General features: G+C 54.2%; 8 protein-coding genes, 1 tRNA gene, 2 rRNA genes and 3 pseudogenes (1 of these 14 only partly in view). 6 read left to right on the top strand and 8 right to left on the bottom strand.

Features of this window, described 5'->3' with window-relative positions; all coding sequences use genetic code 11:
• Positions 1-206: 206 nt before the first annotated feature.
• The gene (locus ACSYTG_RS05645; RefSeq protein ID WP_489784108.1) at positions 207-1,181 is read right to left on the bottom strand and encodes a hypothetical protein; all 975 of its coding nucleotides are present in this window, start codon (positions 1,179-1,181) and stop codon (positions 207-209) included.
• A 245-nt stretch (positions 1,182-1,426) separates the two neighbouring features.
• A pseudogene (locus ACSYTG_RS05640) lies at positions 1,427-2,299 on the bottom strand (efflux RND transporter permease subunit); the annotation flags it as partial.
• 82 nt (positions 2,300-2,381) lie between these two features.
• On the opposite strand from ACSYTG_RS05640, the gene ACSYTG_RS05635 reads away from it, so the two are divergent.
• On the top strand, positions 2,382-2,621 hold the full coding sequence (locus ACSYTG_RS05635) for an SDR family NAD(P)-dependent oxidoreductase (protein ID WP_489784106.1): 240 nt from the start codon (positions 2,382-2,384) through the stop codon (positions 2,619-2,621).
• Here the strand turns inward: ACSYTG_RS05635 and ACSYTG_RS05630 are convergent.
• Positions 2,620-3,177: pseudogene (locus ACSYTG_RS05630) on the bottom strand (MFS transporter); the annotation flags it as partial. The gene ACSYTG_RS05635 and the pseudogene ACSYTG_RS05630 overlap by 2 nt on opposite strands.
• A gap of 263 nt (positions 3,178-3,440) precedes the next feature.
• Between ACSYTG_RS05630 and ACSYTG_RS05625 the strand changes: the two are divergent.
• The 3 genes from ACSYTG_RS05625 to ACSYTG_RS05615 all read left to right on the top strand — a co-directional run bounded on the left by ACSYTG_RS05625 (position 3,441) and on the right by ACSYTG_RS05615 (position 6,289).
• Positions 3,441-4,730: an abortive infection family protein gene (locus ACSYTG_RS05625; protein WP_489784105.1), complete on the top strand. Its 1,290-nt coding sequence runs from the start codon at positions 3,441-3,443 to the stop codon at positions 4,728-4,730.
• Between the two features lie 139 nt (positions 4,731-4,869).
• Complete coding sequence (locus ACSYTG_RS05620; protein ID WP_489784104.1) at positions 4,870-5,751, top strand: hypothetical protein; 882 nt, start codon at positions 4,870-4,872, stop codon at positions 5,749-5,751.
• Positions 5,729-6,289: a hypothetical protein gene (locus ACSYTG_RS05615; protein ID WP_489784103.1), complete on the top strand. Its 561-nt coding sequence runs from the start codon at positions 5,729-5,731 to the stop codon at positions 6,287-6,289. The genes ACSYTG_RS05620 and ACSYTG_RS05615 overlap by 23 nt, the downstream gene beginning before the upstream one ends.
• Before the next feature lie 101 nt (positions 6,290-6,390).
• On the opposite strand, the gene ACSYTG_RS05610 is transcribed toward ACSYTG_RS05615, so the two are convergent.
• On the bottom strand, positions 6,391-8,694 hold the full coding sequence (locus ACSYTG_RS05610; RefSeq protein WP_489784135.1) for an NACHT domain-containing protein: 2,304 nt from the start codon (positions 8,692-8,694) through the stop codon (positions 6,391-6,393).
• A 282-nt stretch (positions 8,695-8,976) separates the two neighbouring features.
• Positions 8,977-9,144: pseudogene (locus ACSYTG_RS05605) on the bottom strand (hypothetical protein); the annotation flags it as partial.
• A 634-nt stretch (positions 9,145-9,778) separates the two neighbouring features.
• Between ACSYTG_RS05605 and ACSYTG_RS05600 the strand changes: the two are divergent.
• Together ACSYTG_RS05600 and ACSYTG_RS05595 are read left to right on the top strand one after the other, a co-directional pair.
• On the top strand, positions 9,779-9,967 hold the full coding sequence (locus tag ACSYTG_RS05600) for a hypothetical protein (protein WP_489784102.1): 189 nt from the start codon (positions 9,779-9,781) through the stop codon (positions 9,965-9,967).
• Between the two features lie 13 nt (positions 9,968-9,980).
• Entirely contained in the window at positions 9,981-11,663 is a 1,683-nt protein-coding gene (locus tag ACSYTG_RS05595; protein ID WP_489784134.1) for a recombinase family protein, read from the top strand.
• Here ACSYTG_RS05595 and ACSYTG_RS05590 read toward each other — a convergent pair.
• The 3 genes from ACSYTG_RS05590 to ACSYTG_RS05580 form a co-directional block, all read right to left on the bottom strand.
• Positions 11,620-11,696, bottom strand: a tRNA-Met gene (locus tag ACSYTG_RS05590). The genes ACSYTG_RS05595 and ACSYTG_RS05590 overlap by 44 nt on opposite strands.
• A gap of 54 nt (positions 11,697-11,750) precedes the next feature.
• Positions 11,751-11,866 (bottom strand): 5S ribosomal RNA (gene rrf, locus ACSYTG_RS05585).
• Positions 11,867-11,978: 112 nt separating this feature from the next.
• Positions 11,979-14,460 (bottom strand): 23S ribosomal RNA (locus ACSYTG_RS05580); it runs 259 nt beyond the window's last position.

Genomic DNA, 14,460 nt, shown 5'->3' with positions numbered 1-14,460 from the left:
AAGGATAGCGCAACTTGCGCCCAATCACCAGCAACACATCACCAATCGTCTTCATTCTGGACACTTAGGTAAGAATTTAGTTTTCGAAAACAATCCATAAATAAAAAAGTAAAAATTGGTCGATCCAATAACAGTCACCAGCACCCACATCATCTCGAGCGCAATAAAACATTATCTGGGTGCTGGAGCGCATACATAAAAACCTATTAATATGCATTCCATTTTCTACGATCAAATTTGTAATGATTCGGAACGTAACCGAGCGTATTGTAGATACATTCGTAGCTTTCCGGGTATATCTGCTCGATCATTTTTCTTGTGAAATCTTTTATATTGTCAAAATGGGCTCTCATAAGATTACTATATGATAATTCGTGTTGAAAAGAATTATATTCATTGTTAAAATTATATGTCAGTGTTTGATCGGAACTATGCGACAAAATACTGTGAAGAGAAGAAATGGTATCCTTCACTGAGCTCATGTGTCTATCGATATGTGCCAGTGTATTGCGTGCGTCACTCGTAATGCGCAATAGTCTTTTCATATTTTCGTTTGTATTGAGCACGGTAGCGTTATTTTGACATTCCCCGATACATTCAAATTCAACGGATCGCGCAATAGTCGCAGGACTGATAGTCTGCGGGGCTTCTCGAAAAAAATCTAAGCCTAAATTCTCGTAACAGAGAGCCACGAGCCAAGAACAGAAAACACCATCGAATTCTGATGTCTTAGATTGTCGAGCCGCTTCAGCGAGTGCTCTAATTGGGCTTAAATTGCCTATTCCCCATTTGAGAAGAGGTAAAAAATGCTCTGGTTCCGCGTAATTGAGCAGGTAAAAAATCGATAACATCCTTATTAGATTTAGAGCAATTTCGTCAAAATCAATATATTTTGACGTTCCATTAATACTCCTTGATCTATATACATAATATTTTTCACCATTACCGGGGTGTGATCCAATAAAAACTCCACACTGACCTCTTGCCATTACGGGTTCAATGATTTTGTATCGAATATTTGGCTTTACTGCCTCGAACCATATTACTGGATTTATAACTATCAAGGCGTGTGATGCTTTTAAATTACCTGTGAGCGTTCGGATAGCAAACGAAGAAGGTGTCTTCGATGACGAAAGAATTATGTCTCCTGGGAGTGTATCGGAGATATTAAGTATTTTCATTTGAACGCTCTGCTTCCCTGTATGATCTTTACTGATTTATAAATATTCATAGCGCAAGATGGATAACCGAAGTTACTGTAGTGATAGTCTGCCTTCTTACGCAATATATGGACGATGGCGGCTTTCAGGCTCGCCTATTGGATGCAGGGAATCTTGAGGCGCGAAGCAATCTGGTTGTAAGGATGTCGGCTGTCTCATGCTGCCTGCCCAATACCGGACTGTCTCAAATCCCCGCCTTACTGCCATCAAACGCTTTTACCATGTTTCTCCCGCGACAATCGCCCCACCAGCAGATAGAGAGCCGGGGTCGTGAACATGGTCTGGACCTGGCTGACGAGCAGGCCACCGATCAGCGCAATGCCCAGCGGCTAGCGCAGTTCCATGCCATAGCCGCCCATCAGCACCAGAGGCAGTGCGCCAAGAGCGGCGGCAAAGGTGGTCATGACAATCGGGCGCAGACGCAGCAGACACGCCTCGCGGATGGCGTCCCGTGGCGTCATACCGCGTTCGCGCTCGGCGTGGATGGCGAAATCCACCAGCAGGATGGCGTTCTTGAGCGAGATGCCGGTCAGCAGCAGCATGGCAATGACCGCCATGCCCGAGAACGGCAGGCCGAACAGGTTCAGTGCCATCACCGCCCCGATCCCGGCCGAGGGAATGGTGGAGAGAATGGTCAGCGGGTGCCACATGCTTTCATACAGCATGCCCAATGTCAGATAGACGGCCAGCACAGCGCCGACGATCAGGATCTCGCTGTCATGGGTGCTTTTGCCGACGTCACCCTCATCACTCTGCAGTTCACCGTTTATGGTCTCCGGCAGATGCAGATTTCGCCATTCCTGATCGATAACGGATTGTGCCTGTGACAGGCTGACGCCGGGAGCCAGCTCCAGCGCCAGCGAGGCGGAACTGGCATAGCCGATATGGGTGACCGCCACCGGGTCGAGACTGGGGGCAATGCGAGCCACGACGGACAGTGGCACCAGCGTTTCCGCCCCGGTCGCTACAGCCGAACCGGTTGAAGCATTCGCCCCGCCCGCCAGAGAATTGGCAATCTGGTTCCTGAATGCCGTCGCACCGGTTGAGGTTGTGGTGCTGGCTGTCGCCGATGTCACCACCAGATCATACAGGTGGGACATGGATTGCATGCCCGGTGTCACGGCAAGGATCAGCACAGGCGTCGCATTTGGGTTACCATAAATGGTTAAAGATAAAGTCGTCCTCATCACGGGCGCTTCCTCAGGGATTGGCGAAGCAGCGGCAAAGTTACTGGCAGCAAAGGGGGCAAAAGTTGTCCTCGGTGCGCGCCGGGAAAGCCAGCTGAAGCAGATCGTGGCTGACATTGAGAAAGCCGGCGGTCAGGCTCGGTCGTTCCATGCGTCAAACTCAGCATTCCGGCAAAAGGTGCGATATAGGTGTAAAGAGCATAATGCGCGATGATGCCCAACAGCGTCACCAGCAACACCTGCCGCATTCCCGGAATACGTGCGACATGTTTTATGGAAGACGCCTGCTCTTCCTCCAGACCGGACACAGACGGAAGAATAGCCAGCACCCATGCGACAATGCCGAGCGCCACAGCCGACAGCAACGCGTAACTGACACGCCAGCCCAATACTCCCCCCATCATGGTCCCGAGAGGCAAGCCCGCGACCATCGCAACCGTGCTCCCCACAAGCGTCATTGCAACGGCCCGCCCGACATTCCTGCCGTCGCTGATCCTGACTGCGAACCCGATCACGACAGGCCATGCAACGCCCGCTGCAAGACCAGCAATGATCCTTGCCGCCACTGTAAGAGCATAAGACGCTGACAGCGCCGTCACGCTGTTTGCCAGCGCAAAACAGAACAGCAGAGCATCGTCTCTTTCGCTTCGAGCGGTGTCATGGAGGAAGCAAGACGATGTCCAATACTCCGTCTCTGACGCTGGAAGATGTGCGCGGTGTATCTCCCGGTCTGCACGGAGCGTAGCGCAGGAAGATCGGGGACACCCCATCGGACGGCGTCAGCGCGCTGACGCGCACCCTTGTCGGCGCGAGGGCGGAGCCATTAGCTTTTTTCGACACTCTATGTTTCGGGTTGGCTGCTATGGGGGGTGAGCAGATTGTCCGCTGTATGGCAAATGAGTTAGATATCGGACATCGGCGTAAGGGCCTTTTCTACCAGCTAGGTCTGGGGCCAAAAGATATATAAATTGAAGTGAATTCAATGAGATACTATTTCCTTTAAACTCAAAGCGCGATGCTTTAGACTTGATATATGCAAGATTTGATTGAGAGCCCCGCCCGTTATCTCGCAACGGTCGAAGAACTGCTTGCCGCCGAACGAATGAACCAAGCCGCGGATCTGTTGCGCTCGGCCGCGCCGCGCATTGAGCGGACCGGGTTCGACAACTGGAACGGTGGGACCGAGTCGTGGACTGTTTACCTTGCCATCGATGCTGCCGACTACGCGCTCCTTGGCGCCGCTAAGACTGGCGTCGAGGAGCAAATCACCCAGCGCCTTAAAGCCGTTCTGGAGCCCTATAGCGAAGATTGGTATAGGGCCAAGATCGTCCCACGCCTTGCTGAGCCGGGTGCTGCCGCTAAGCCCAGTGTTCGAATTAGACGACAAACCCGGCTGAACATTATCGACGGCCTCCGGATTGAGAAAGTCAGATGGTGCGGTAACCTCGACGAAGTCGATTTCCTCGCACGCATCTATGATCTACAGGCGTTGCCGTCCTACGACTCCCGATACAAAGACGCGGCTGGCGACATCTATCAGCATCGCGTTAACAACTGTGATTGGTCCGAGAATTGGATCTATGACGATGTGCGTTTAGGTCTTCAAGGCGGCCCGGATGATGTATTTTTGCGCTTCCTTTGCGAAACTGTCCATCCGGTCGTCCGACCTGACAAGGATGCGTCGATAAGGCTAATTACACAATATAATGACCAACTCCGACAGGACGGTTGGTCCTTGGTCGAGGAGGAACGCATCGCAAGTAGGCCGCTCTTCGTTGCTCGTAGAGCCGGGCTTGCGGGACAATTAGCAGTCTCCCGTGCCAGAACTGTCGCCGATGCCCTTGACGCAGGCTGGATGCAGAAAGAGATTGAACGTCTTGTTGTGGCGTTCGAAGCTGACCCAGCATTAGCTATAGGCACTGCAAAAGACTTGGTTGAAAGCTGCTGTAAGTCGATCCTTACTCGACAGCAAGTTCCATTCACCAAGACCGCGAGCTTACCCGAACTCACAAAACTTCTCACAAAAGAGCTACGACTCGTTCCGGAAGGTATCTCGGAAGAAGCCAAGGGGGCCGAGACGATCCGTCTTCTACTTCGTAATTTGACAACAATCACCCAATATTTGGCCGAAATTCGCAGCCTCTACGGTTCTGGCCATGGTCGCGACGGCAAGCACCGAGGTCTAGAGCCACGGCACGCTCGCCTCGCAGTCAGCGCGGCCGCGGCCTTCATCGACTTCATGTCGGAAACCTATCACCAGCGTATTTTACCCACCGCGCTGCCTCAGATCGATCCATCTTCGATACAGAAAGCAACGTCCTGAAATGTAATCTGCTCGCTTTTCACTTGAAGGATCAGAAAAGAAGAACGTCCGCAATTTAACTACCCCGGTGCTCCACGGCGCATTCATAAAGGCGCGCAATAGGTTACGTGGAAGTTCTGTAACCTGATATGGTCCTACGATGATCAAAGCTTCTTATGGTAATCGGCAAGCCCATGCCCTATGCACGATGTCATATAGTGCACGGCTCGACTTCATCGCGGAAGGCTTGCCTATCATCCTCAAAAGCGCTCAAGGTTTTTGGAACGCTTCTCGCCAACTTGATCGGTCCCCGCGTGAGGCTCGCGTGTTGGAATGCTTTGCGGAGGAAGAGGCGGCCAAGACGCTCATTTTGCTCGACTTAGTGCGATGCCCATCTACTCACTTGAGCAGCCGGATTGGGCGCATCGTCAAGAAGGTCTTTTATGATCATCTTGCGCGTCTGATCTACGCCGAGGCCCAAAGCTGGAAGCCTGTCAATGTCACCCAGCTACAGGAATATGTCGATACGAAGCGTCAGAGGCATTATCTCGAAGGGAGAATGAACGAGTACATAATGCCAAATTGGGCGCTCTACAGCCGCGAAAGCGCGATGTATGCGGACATAGAGGTTTACGAGGACGGAAAGCCGCAATGGAGTGATCCACATCAATGGTCAGAAGTAATGATAGGGACGAAACCTATATCCTTGCTGCTGACAGAGGCGCTCAGCGCCCTCGGCTTGTTCTCGCGCGCGGGGGTGCAGGCGACGGCTGACGTTTGGAGGGCGGTCAATTTTGTCGACAGTCAAGGGTACTCGGAAGCGCGCAATCTGACTCACCGACTTGCAGCACGGCTGGACAAGGAGGGACTTGTCACAGAACAGGCTAATGAAAGTCACGTTCACGCATTTTACAACCTCTGGCAACTACCAATGTATAGCATCGACTTTAATAAAATCGACGTTTCACTAGAGCAACTGAAGGCTGAACGAGAGGCTGCATATCGGGCCGAGGTCGGTTATGAGCATTACGACGATTATTAAGAGTGATGACGGCTATGCCGACGGGGATTTTTCTCTACTCGGGAGACATTTGCGCCTTCTCGACCTTGAGCTGACCCGACTTAATGCGGCTATTGCTGCGTCTCAGGACCCCGAGACGGATGGCCTCTGCGACAGTGCCGAATACTTTATCGGACACGGCTTTGTGGCCATCCAACGCTACATAACGGCGACGCGAACAGGACTCGGTATCAGGATGGCGGAAGCGTTTGACGCACCGCCAATGACGAAAAGCGGATTGTCGCTGGCCACCGCGATCAACGCGGGGGCGAACTACTGGAAGCACATAGAAGAATGGATTGAGACGATCAACAAATCGGACTACGCTGATTTGAGGGGAAGTGCCCTGAAAACGCTTAAACAGATCGAGGCAATCACACCTTGGGCAGAATATACCTGCTCCAATCTGTTAGCCGTCTTGTTGGAGGGGCAGGCGCCGGAACTATCGCACCTCCTTCCAAAAATTGAGGAATGGCGAGACAACGTCTTCGCCCGTCTGACACCATTGCGGAACTCGTGAAGCTACGACGTCTGACTGAACGGTTGGTATGAAGGCGTCTGCCGCCTGTCTGGCCCCTTTTTAGCTAGAAAATCTGTATATCTGTTTTCTGATAGACATACTCAAAAGAGTAAGTCACCTCCAATCCCGATACGGTCCAGAGCTTCTTGGTCGCTCGTGGGTAATTCACTAAATAAAAATTTCAGATCCTCTTCAATTTGAGCGGAGGTAGCATGCACAACCAATGTCTCATCCACCGCTGCACCGAATGTTGAAAAGCCATGGACAAAATTAGGGAGCCTCTCCTCTCCGCACGTGTATCGCAGATTAGAAACATGCCGTCCTAATCGGGCGAGTTCCTCGTCGATGCGTTGTAGATAATCGTTCAATGCAACTGCCGACCGCATGTCAGATATTTTTGAGGGAAAGGTAACTGTGGCACCGATCTGGTCAAACGTGTCCACAGGCATCCACCGCCAATGAAGCGTTTGGGACGGATAACCTCGCCGGTTATGAGATTCGATCTCAATTTCGTACCGAACCGGCATGACTTGGTAAAGTGGAAGTTTGTACGCAAGTAGCGGGAAACTGGTTTCCACAATTTCTCTGTACGCGAGCTGCATTCGCCGGTAATACGTATCCAGAAGTTCGCTCAGTCGAGTTCGGCCCTCTGGATTACCCAAATCAAAAGCGTCGCATGTGCCCCACCAGGGATTAAGGTGCGTTCGCCCTTCCGTGATTAAAAACTCGATCTCGGCCACGAGGTCGTCAATTGCAAATGTTTGACCCGCTCGAAATGCGCCAGGCGCAACCCAACTTCCAGCACTCTGGATAAGAAGATCTCTTGCTTGCTCAAGACTCATTCCTGAAATGTAGGGGAAGTCATAATTGCGAACGAGATGCCGCAATCGACCGAGGGTCCTTTCCTCCGCCCAAACAATGCCGCCGTCGAGGCGACGCCCCTTTACCAATGTGAGTAGACCATCCCGAATGTGGCTCATGCCAATGAGGCGGCCACTGTCGAGCCTTAACCCCATTGCGGTAAGATGCATACCGTAGCTAGAGTTGGCATTAACGGCTTGACCAACCTTAACTTGGTCTTCGCCTTGACCACATGCTACAAACGAATAGCTTAAATGGCCACTCTTCGGTTCAATGGTTCCAATGATGCCCAAGCGTTGTGTATCAGATCCCACGAGATCAAACTGGATCCGGGACGCCAGACGAGGGACGTAAACCTCTAAAGGCAGCTCTATCCCTTGCAAGATTTCAGAAAGGCAGTCTCGAGAGAGTCCCGCAGGATCGGCCGCGTTGGAATCCGGAGTGAGGTCCGCACGATACCGTAATGCTCCCATTGCCGCAGTGATGTCGGCGGATACAACTTCTCTCCATATAAGGTGCTGCATTTCTGCGCTCTTGGCGACCGCCATCAGAAGAGCGGGCAGTTGCGATCCTTCTAGTAAAGGAAGCTTTTTTAGTCTTAATGTCACATCGGCTAATGTATGTTTAACTATATCAAGGGCCCGAAGGTAATCGGCTAGCGCTTCGTGTTGGAGTTCCACCGTCGCCCCTCTCTGTGTCAGGGCGTCAGCGTCGAGAAGTGATTGCAAGAGACTGTCTGAGAAACCCTCACTCCGAACGAGTTCGACCGCAGCATCTTCTGAAAGTGGCCCGTTGACGGTCGCGTTCGCGAAAGAGGTTAGCAATCTCTTAAGTTCTGTCCGGCGCGCAAGTGGAAGTGATCTCGGCAGTAAGCGGTCGAGCCAAGCCTGAAACAGGGGTTCAATTTGGCTCGGTAGCTGACCTTGTTCCTTGTAAAGCAGAAGGGTCAGTTGCAGAATAAGTGGGTGGCTACACAGCTCCCGCAGCATACTCGATGCACGATACCAGAACGACGCGCCGGTGCGCTTCTCTGCAAGCAAGAAGCGCTCGACTAAAGCATGTTGCTCGTCTCCATTCAGCTCTAGAAGTTCCACGCTGGACAGCGCCAAACGCTCTGGGCGCGAAATCGCGCGTGTGAATAAAAAAAGCTGTGTCTTTGGGAAATCACGTCGAAATGTGATAAGCGCGCTTTCGGTAACTGACTGATGCTCGGCTGGGACGCGGTCAAAGCCATCTGCAAGGAGAACAATCCCATCTTCGCGCAAGCAATCCCTGAACGCGGAAAGGCTAATTTGAGGGCAGTGCGCGGCCACCCTTGTATAAAGGAAGATTTCCAGGCTCTCTCGGTGGGACACCAGATCAGGCAGAAAAACCTCAACTGGAAGTTTGCTGCTCTCGCCGGACCATCGCCTTTCCAAGGCTTGTCGACGCAATTCACGTGCTAAGGTCGTCTTACCGTAGCCTGACGCTGCGAAGAGCGCTGCACCATCGGGGTAGTTTGTCAGAAGATCAGTCGAGGCGAATTCGCACGAACCCGAATCCATGTTCTTCAACCTCCGCGAAATCGCGATTCCAGCACCGTCCCCTCTTTCGAACTCCGCCCGCTCATATGCCCCGAGATCTCGGGCCCAAACCCCGAAAGACTTGTGCCTCATCGTTCGTATGTGAGCGAGGACTGCCTCCCTAGCTAGAAGCGCTTCGATCTTACCCCGCAGTGCTGGGAGTTCGGTGACCGAGCAGTTTAGGACTAGTTCACTCTCGTAAGTCGGCTGGTATTGCCAGATTTGGATACATCGCCCGTTCGTAATAATCAGGAGCGGCGTGCGGATGTTGGCGGCATATGATTCGCCCTGCTCCTTTCCTCCCGAAAGCTCTTCGTTCGGATGCTTCGCTTCTACGGTTATGAGGGAAGTGGCGCGCGAGTGCGGTCGCTCGGCAAACACGATGAAGTCTGCTTCAGGCCTGCGCCCTTTCCGCCCCTCTTGGAAAATCACTGGGTACTTGGGAACTATATGGTCCGTCTCGTTATGGCCAAGGGCACGCAGTAACGGCACGACGAGGCGGGTCTCAACCGCAGCTTCGTTCTCGAAACTTAAGCTAGGCGCTTGGCTCCAAATATCGTCGTCGATAGACAAAAGTCCCCACAGGTTTTGTAGAGTATTATATCGTTTCTTCGTTCTAATACCAAAAAAAGTGATTGTAGGCTGATGTTAGTCACACAGGAACATTAGAACAAGAGCGCTTGCTGCGTTGCTTAACCCTTCCGCAACCACTCTTGTCCGCTAAGCGGAAAGCCATTGGGGGCACCATATGTCTGAGATGCGGACGATAGCCGACATGACATGGAGCCAGCCATCGTGGCTGCGGACACAGAATCGGTAGCAAGTCCTTACCGCCGAAAGCACGGCTTTCCCATATCGTTCATGACTCCCCCTTCCCTTTCGTAACGCCGCCATACACCAGTATTTGTGCGACGCGCGTCTATCCGGGACTACCCATGACTACGATTCCGCACGCTGGAGCACGCTCGGGTACGCCCTCCCGTATTACCATTTTTCATTGAAATAACAATCATCTGTCTGGATCGTGTCTCTGTTTTCCTTGCCATATGCGCGGAAGAGAGCCACGATGACGGACAAACCCAGCCAGTCCATTGCCCCGGCGTATCGGCCGCCCGAGCCCGAATTACGGCTTGTCATCCGCCCCAATGCCCCCGACCCGCGCCTGATTGCGCTGGTCCGCCTCATGGCAAGCCGCGCGGCACGGGACTGGTTCCGGTCTCAGCAACAGGAGCAGCGCCGCCGCTCCGGACCGTAAGGGAAGCCTCGTCATGAAGGTCGCGCTCTACGCCCGCTATTCCTCCGACAACCAGCGCGACGCCTCGATCGCCGATCAGCTTCGGGTCTGCCGCACCCACGCGGAGAAACAGGGCTGGAGCATCGTCGAGGACTATACAGACCACGCCATTTCGGGCGCGTCTTTAATGCGGCCTGGCATCCAGGCGCTGATCGCCGATGCACAGCGCGGGCGTTTTGCGATCGTGCTGGCCGAAGCGATGGACCGCCTGTCCCGCGACCAGGAAGATATCGCCGGCGTCTTCAAGCGCATGAACTATGCCGGCGTGCGGATCGTCACCCTCTCCGAGGGCGAGGTGTCCCACCTTCACGTCGGCCTCAAGGGCACGATGAACGCCCTGTTCCTGAAAGACCTGGCCGAGAAGACCCATCGCGGTTTGCGGGGGCGCGTGGAACTGGGCAAGTCCGGCGGCGGTAACGCCTACGGCTACGACGTAGTGCGCAGGCTCGACGCCAATGGGGAGCCGATCCGGGGAGACCGGAGCATCAACGTGGTGGAGGCCGAGGTGGTCCGTCGCATCTTCCGCGACTTCGCGGCCGGACTGGGGCCGCGCGCCATCGCCTTCCGTCTCAACGACGAAGGCATCCCGGCACCGGGCAGTGGTGCGTGGGGCTTCTCGACCATCACCGGCAACCGGGCGCGCGGCACCGGCATCCTTAATAACGAGATGTATATCGGAAAATTGGTGTGGAACCGCCAGCGCTTCATCAAGGATCCTGATACGGGCAAACGCCAGGCCCGCCCCAACCCGGAAACCGAATGGGTGATCCAGGATGTGCCGGAACTGCGGATCGTCGATCAGGATCTGTGGGACGCGGTCAAGGCGCGGCAGGCCAGCGTCAGCGCCAGCCGGAACACAAGCGACACATCATCACCCGACCATTTCCGAGAGAAACGCCGCCCACGCTATCTCTTCTCCGGCCTGAGCAAATGCGGCTGTTGCGGAGGCGGCTATTCCATGATCTCCGGCACATTACTCGGCTGCTCGACGGCACGTAACAAAGGCACCTGCGGCAACCGGACCAATATCCGCCGCGAGGAACTGGAACGACGCGTCCTCGACGCCCTGCGTCACCACCTCATGGACCCGGACCTGTTCGCCGAGTTCTGCACCGCGTTCACGGACGAGATGAACCGCCTGCGCATGGAGGCGTCAGCCGACATCGGCGCAGCGGAATCAGAACTGAAGCGGGTCGAGCGCGATATCCAGCGCCTGATGGACCTCTACCTTTCGGAAGCGATCTCGATCGAAACGGTCAAAGAACGCGGATCGAAGCTCGAAGCCCGCAAGGCGGAACTCAAGGAGTTCCTCACCACCGCCGAAGCGCCGCCGCCCCTGCTCCATCCCCAGATGGCGGAGTTCTACCACCGGCAACTCGCGCGCCTGCACGACATGCTGCATTCCGAGCTGGACGAGAAACGTCAGGAGGCGGCCGAGGTGATCCGCTCGCTGATCGAGGCGATCATCCTCACGCCATCCGACAAGGGTTTACAGATCGATGTCCAGGGCGATCTTGCCGGCATCCTGACGATGGCGTCGGGCAGCGGACAAACGAAAACCCCAGCCCGTTTCGGGACTGGGGTTCGTGATGCGTTCGCATCGCAAGTTCAGATGGTTGCGGGGGCAGGATTTGAACCTGCGGCCTTCAGGTTATGAGCCTGACGAGCTACCGGGCTGCTCCACCCCGCGGTTGAGAGAGTGCTGATTTTGTTTTGGCTTAGTTTTGTGAGGGTAGACTGGAAGACCTGGCGGCGACCGACTTTCCCGCGGCTTAAGCCGCAGTATCATAGGCGCTGGGGGTTTTCACGGCCGAGTTCGGGATGGGATCGGGTGGAACTCTCCCCGCCATGGCCACCAGGTCATCCAGACTACCCTATAAGGGTGTGTGGATGCGGTTGGTGCGTTTTGGTGTTTTGCGTGTGACGTGGTTATGGATGATTTCTGTGCACGGGCTATCCGTAAGGATAGTGTGAGAGTGAGCCTATTGGGTGATTAGGACCAGTTAGCTGCACGTGTTACCACGCTTTCACATCTGGCCTATTAACGTGGTGGTCTACCACGACCCTCAGGGAGATCTAGTTTTGAGGTGGGTTTCCCGCTTAGATGCTTTCAGCGGTTATCCCGTCCATACTTAGCTACCCGGCTGTGCCGCTGGCGCGACAACCGGTGCACCAGAGGTATGTTCATCCCGGTCCTCTCGTACTAGGGACAAATCCTCTCAAATCTCCAACATCCACGGCAGATAGGGACCGAACTGTCTCACGACGTTCTAAACCCAGCTCACGTACCACTTTAATCGGCGAACAGCCGAACCCTTGGGACCTGCTCCAGCCCCAGGATGTGATGAGCCGACATCGAGGTGCCAAACCTCCCCGTCGATGTGGACTCTTGGGGGAGATCAGCCTGTTATCCCTAGAGTACCTTTTATCCGTTGAGCGATGGCCCTTCCACGCGGGACCACCGGATCACTATGGCCGACTTTCGTCTCTGCTCGAGCTGTCACTCTCGCAGTCAGGCGGGCTTATGCCATTGCACTCAACAGCCGGTTTCCGACCGGCCTGAGCCCACCATCGCGCGCCTCCGTTACACTTTGGGAGGCGACCGCCCCAGTCAAACTGCCCACCATACAGGGTCCCGGACCAGGCTTACTGGCCGCGGTTAGACATCAGAAAAATTCAGGGTGGTATTTCAAGGATGGCTCCACAGGAACTGGCGCCCCTGCTTCAAAGCCTCCCACCTATCCTACACAGAATGTCTCTGATGCCACTGTAAAGCTACAGTAAAGGTTCATAGGGTCTTTCCGTCTGACCGCGGATACCCCGCATCTTCACGGGGAATTCAATTTCGCTGAGCCGATGCTGGAGACAGCGGGGAAGTCGTTACGCCATTCGTGCAGGTCGGAACTTACCCGACAAGGAATTTCGCTACCTTAGGACCGTTATAGTTACGGCCGCCGTTTACCGGGGCTTCAATTCAGTGCTCTCACACCTCCTCTTAACCTTCCGGCACCGGGCAGGCGTCAGACCCTATACGTCGTCTTTCGACTTCGCAGAGTCCTGTGTTTTTACTAAACAGTCGCTACCCCCTGGTCTGTGCCACCCACAAATGGTTGCCCAAATGTGGGTCTCGCTTATCCCGAAGTTACACGAGTAATTTGCCTAGTTCCTTCAGCATCGTTCTCTCAAGCGCCTTGGTATGCTCTACCAGTCCACCTGTGTCGGTTTAGGGTACGGTCTATACGCCAGAGCTATTTCCTGGAATGCTCCAAAAGCCGGTCCAATCCGTTAAGGACCAACAACATATCGCATTCGTCACTTCTGGCAGGTTCAGGAATATTCACCTGATTCCCATCGACTACGGCTTTCGCCCTCGCCTTAGGGGCCGACTAACCCTGCGTGGATTAACCTTGCGCAGGAACCCTTGGACTTTCGGCGACAGTGTTTCTCGCACTGTTTGTCGCTACTCATGTCAGCATTCGCACTTCCGATATCTCCAGAAGGGGTCACCCCGCTTCCTTCACAGACCTACGGAACGCTCCGCTACCGCGCATACATAGTATGCACCCACAGCTTCGGCACGTGGCTTGAGCCCCGTTACATTTTCGGCGCAGGGTTTCTATTAGACCAGTGAGCTATTACGCTTTCTTTAAAGGATGGCTGCTTCTAAGCCAACCTCCTGGTTGTTATGGAATCCCCACATCCTTTCCCACTTAGCCACGATTTAGGGGCCTTAGCTGGTGGTCTGGGCTGTTTCCCTCTCGACAATGGACCTTAGCACCCACTGTCTGTCTGCCAGGCTAAACTTCCGGGTATTCGGAGTTTGGTTGGGTTTGGTAAGGCTTTGGGCCCCCCTAGCCCATCCAGTGCTCTACCCCCCGGGGTCAACACCTGACGGTCTACCTCAATAGATTTCGCGGAGAACCAGCTATCTCCGAGTTTGATTGGCCTTTCACCCCTAGCCACAGCTCATCCCCGACTTTTTCAACAGGCGTGGGTTCGGCCCTCCAGTGCGTGTTACCGCACCTTCAGCCTGGCCATGGCTAGATCACTCGGTTTCGGGTCTTCTGCCAGCAACTATGCGCCCTATTCAGACTCGCTTTCGCTACGCCTACACCTATCGGCTTAAGCTCGCTGCAAACAGAAACTCGCTGACCCATTATACAAAAGGTACGCCGTCACCCCATAAGAGGCTCCGACTGCTTGTAGGCATCCGGTTTCAGGTCTATTTCACTCCCCTCGTCGGGGTGCTTTTCACCTTTCCCTCACGGTACTTGTTCACTATCGGTCACCAGGGAGTATTTAGGCTTGGAGGGTGGTCCCCCCATGTTCAGACAGGGTTTCACGTGCCCCGCCCTACTCAAGGATCTTTAAAAGCACTACGCATACGGGACTATCACCCACTATGGCCGACCTTTCCAGATCGTTCTGCTTCTCTTCTAAAGACCACTGGCCTG

The organism is Acetobacter sp. ESL1128, from assembly GCF_058505085.1.
This window is presented reverse-complemented; position numbering and strand designations above follow the sequence as displayed.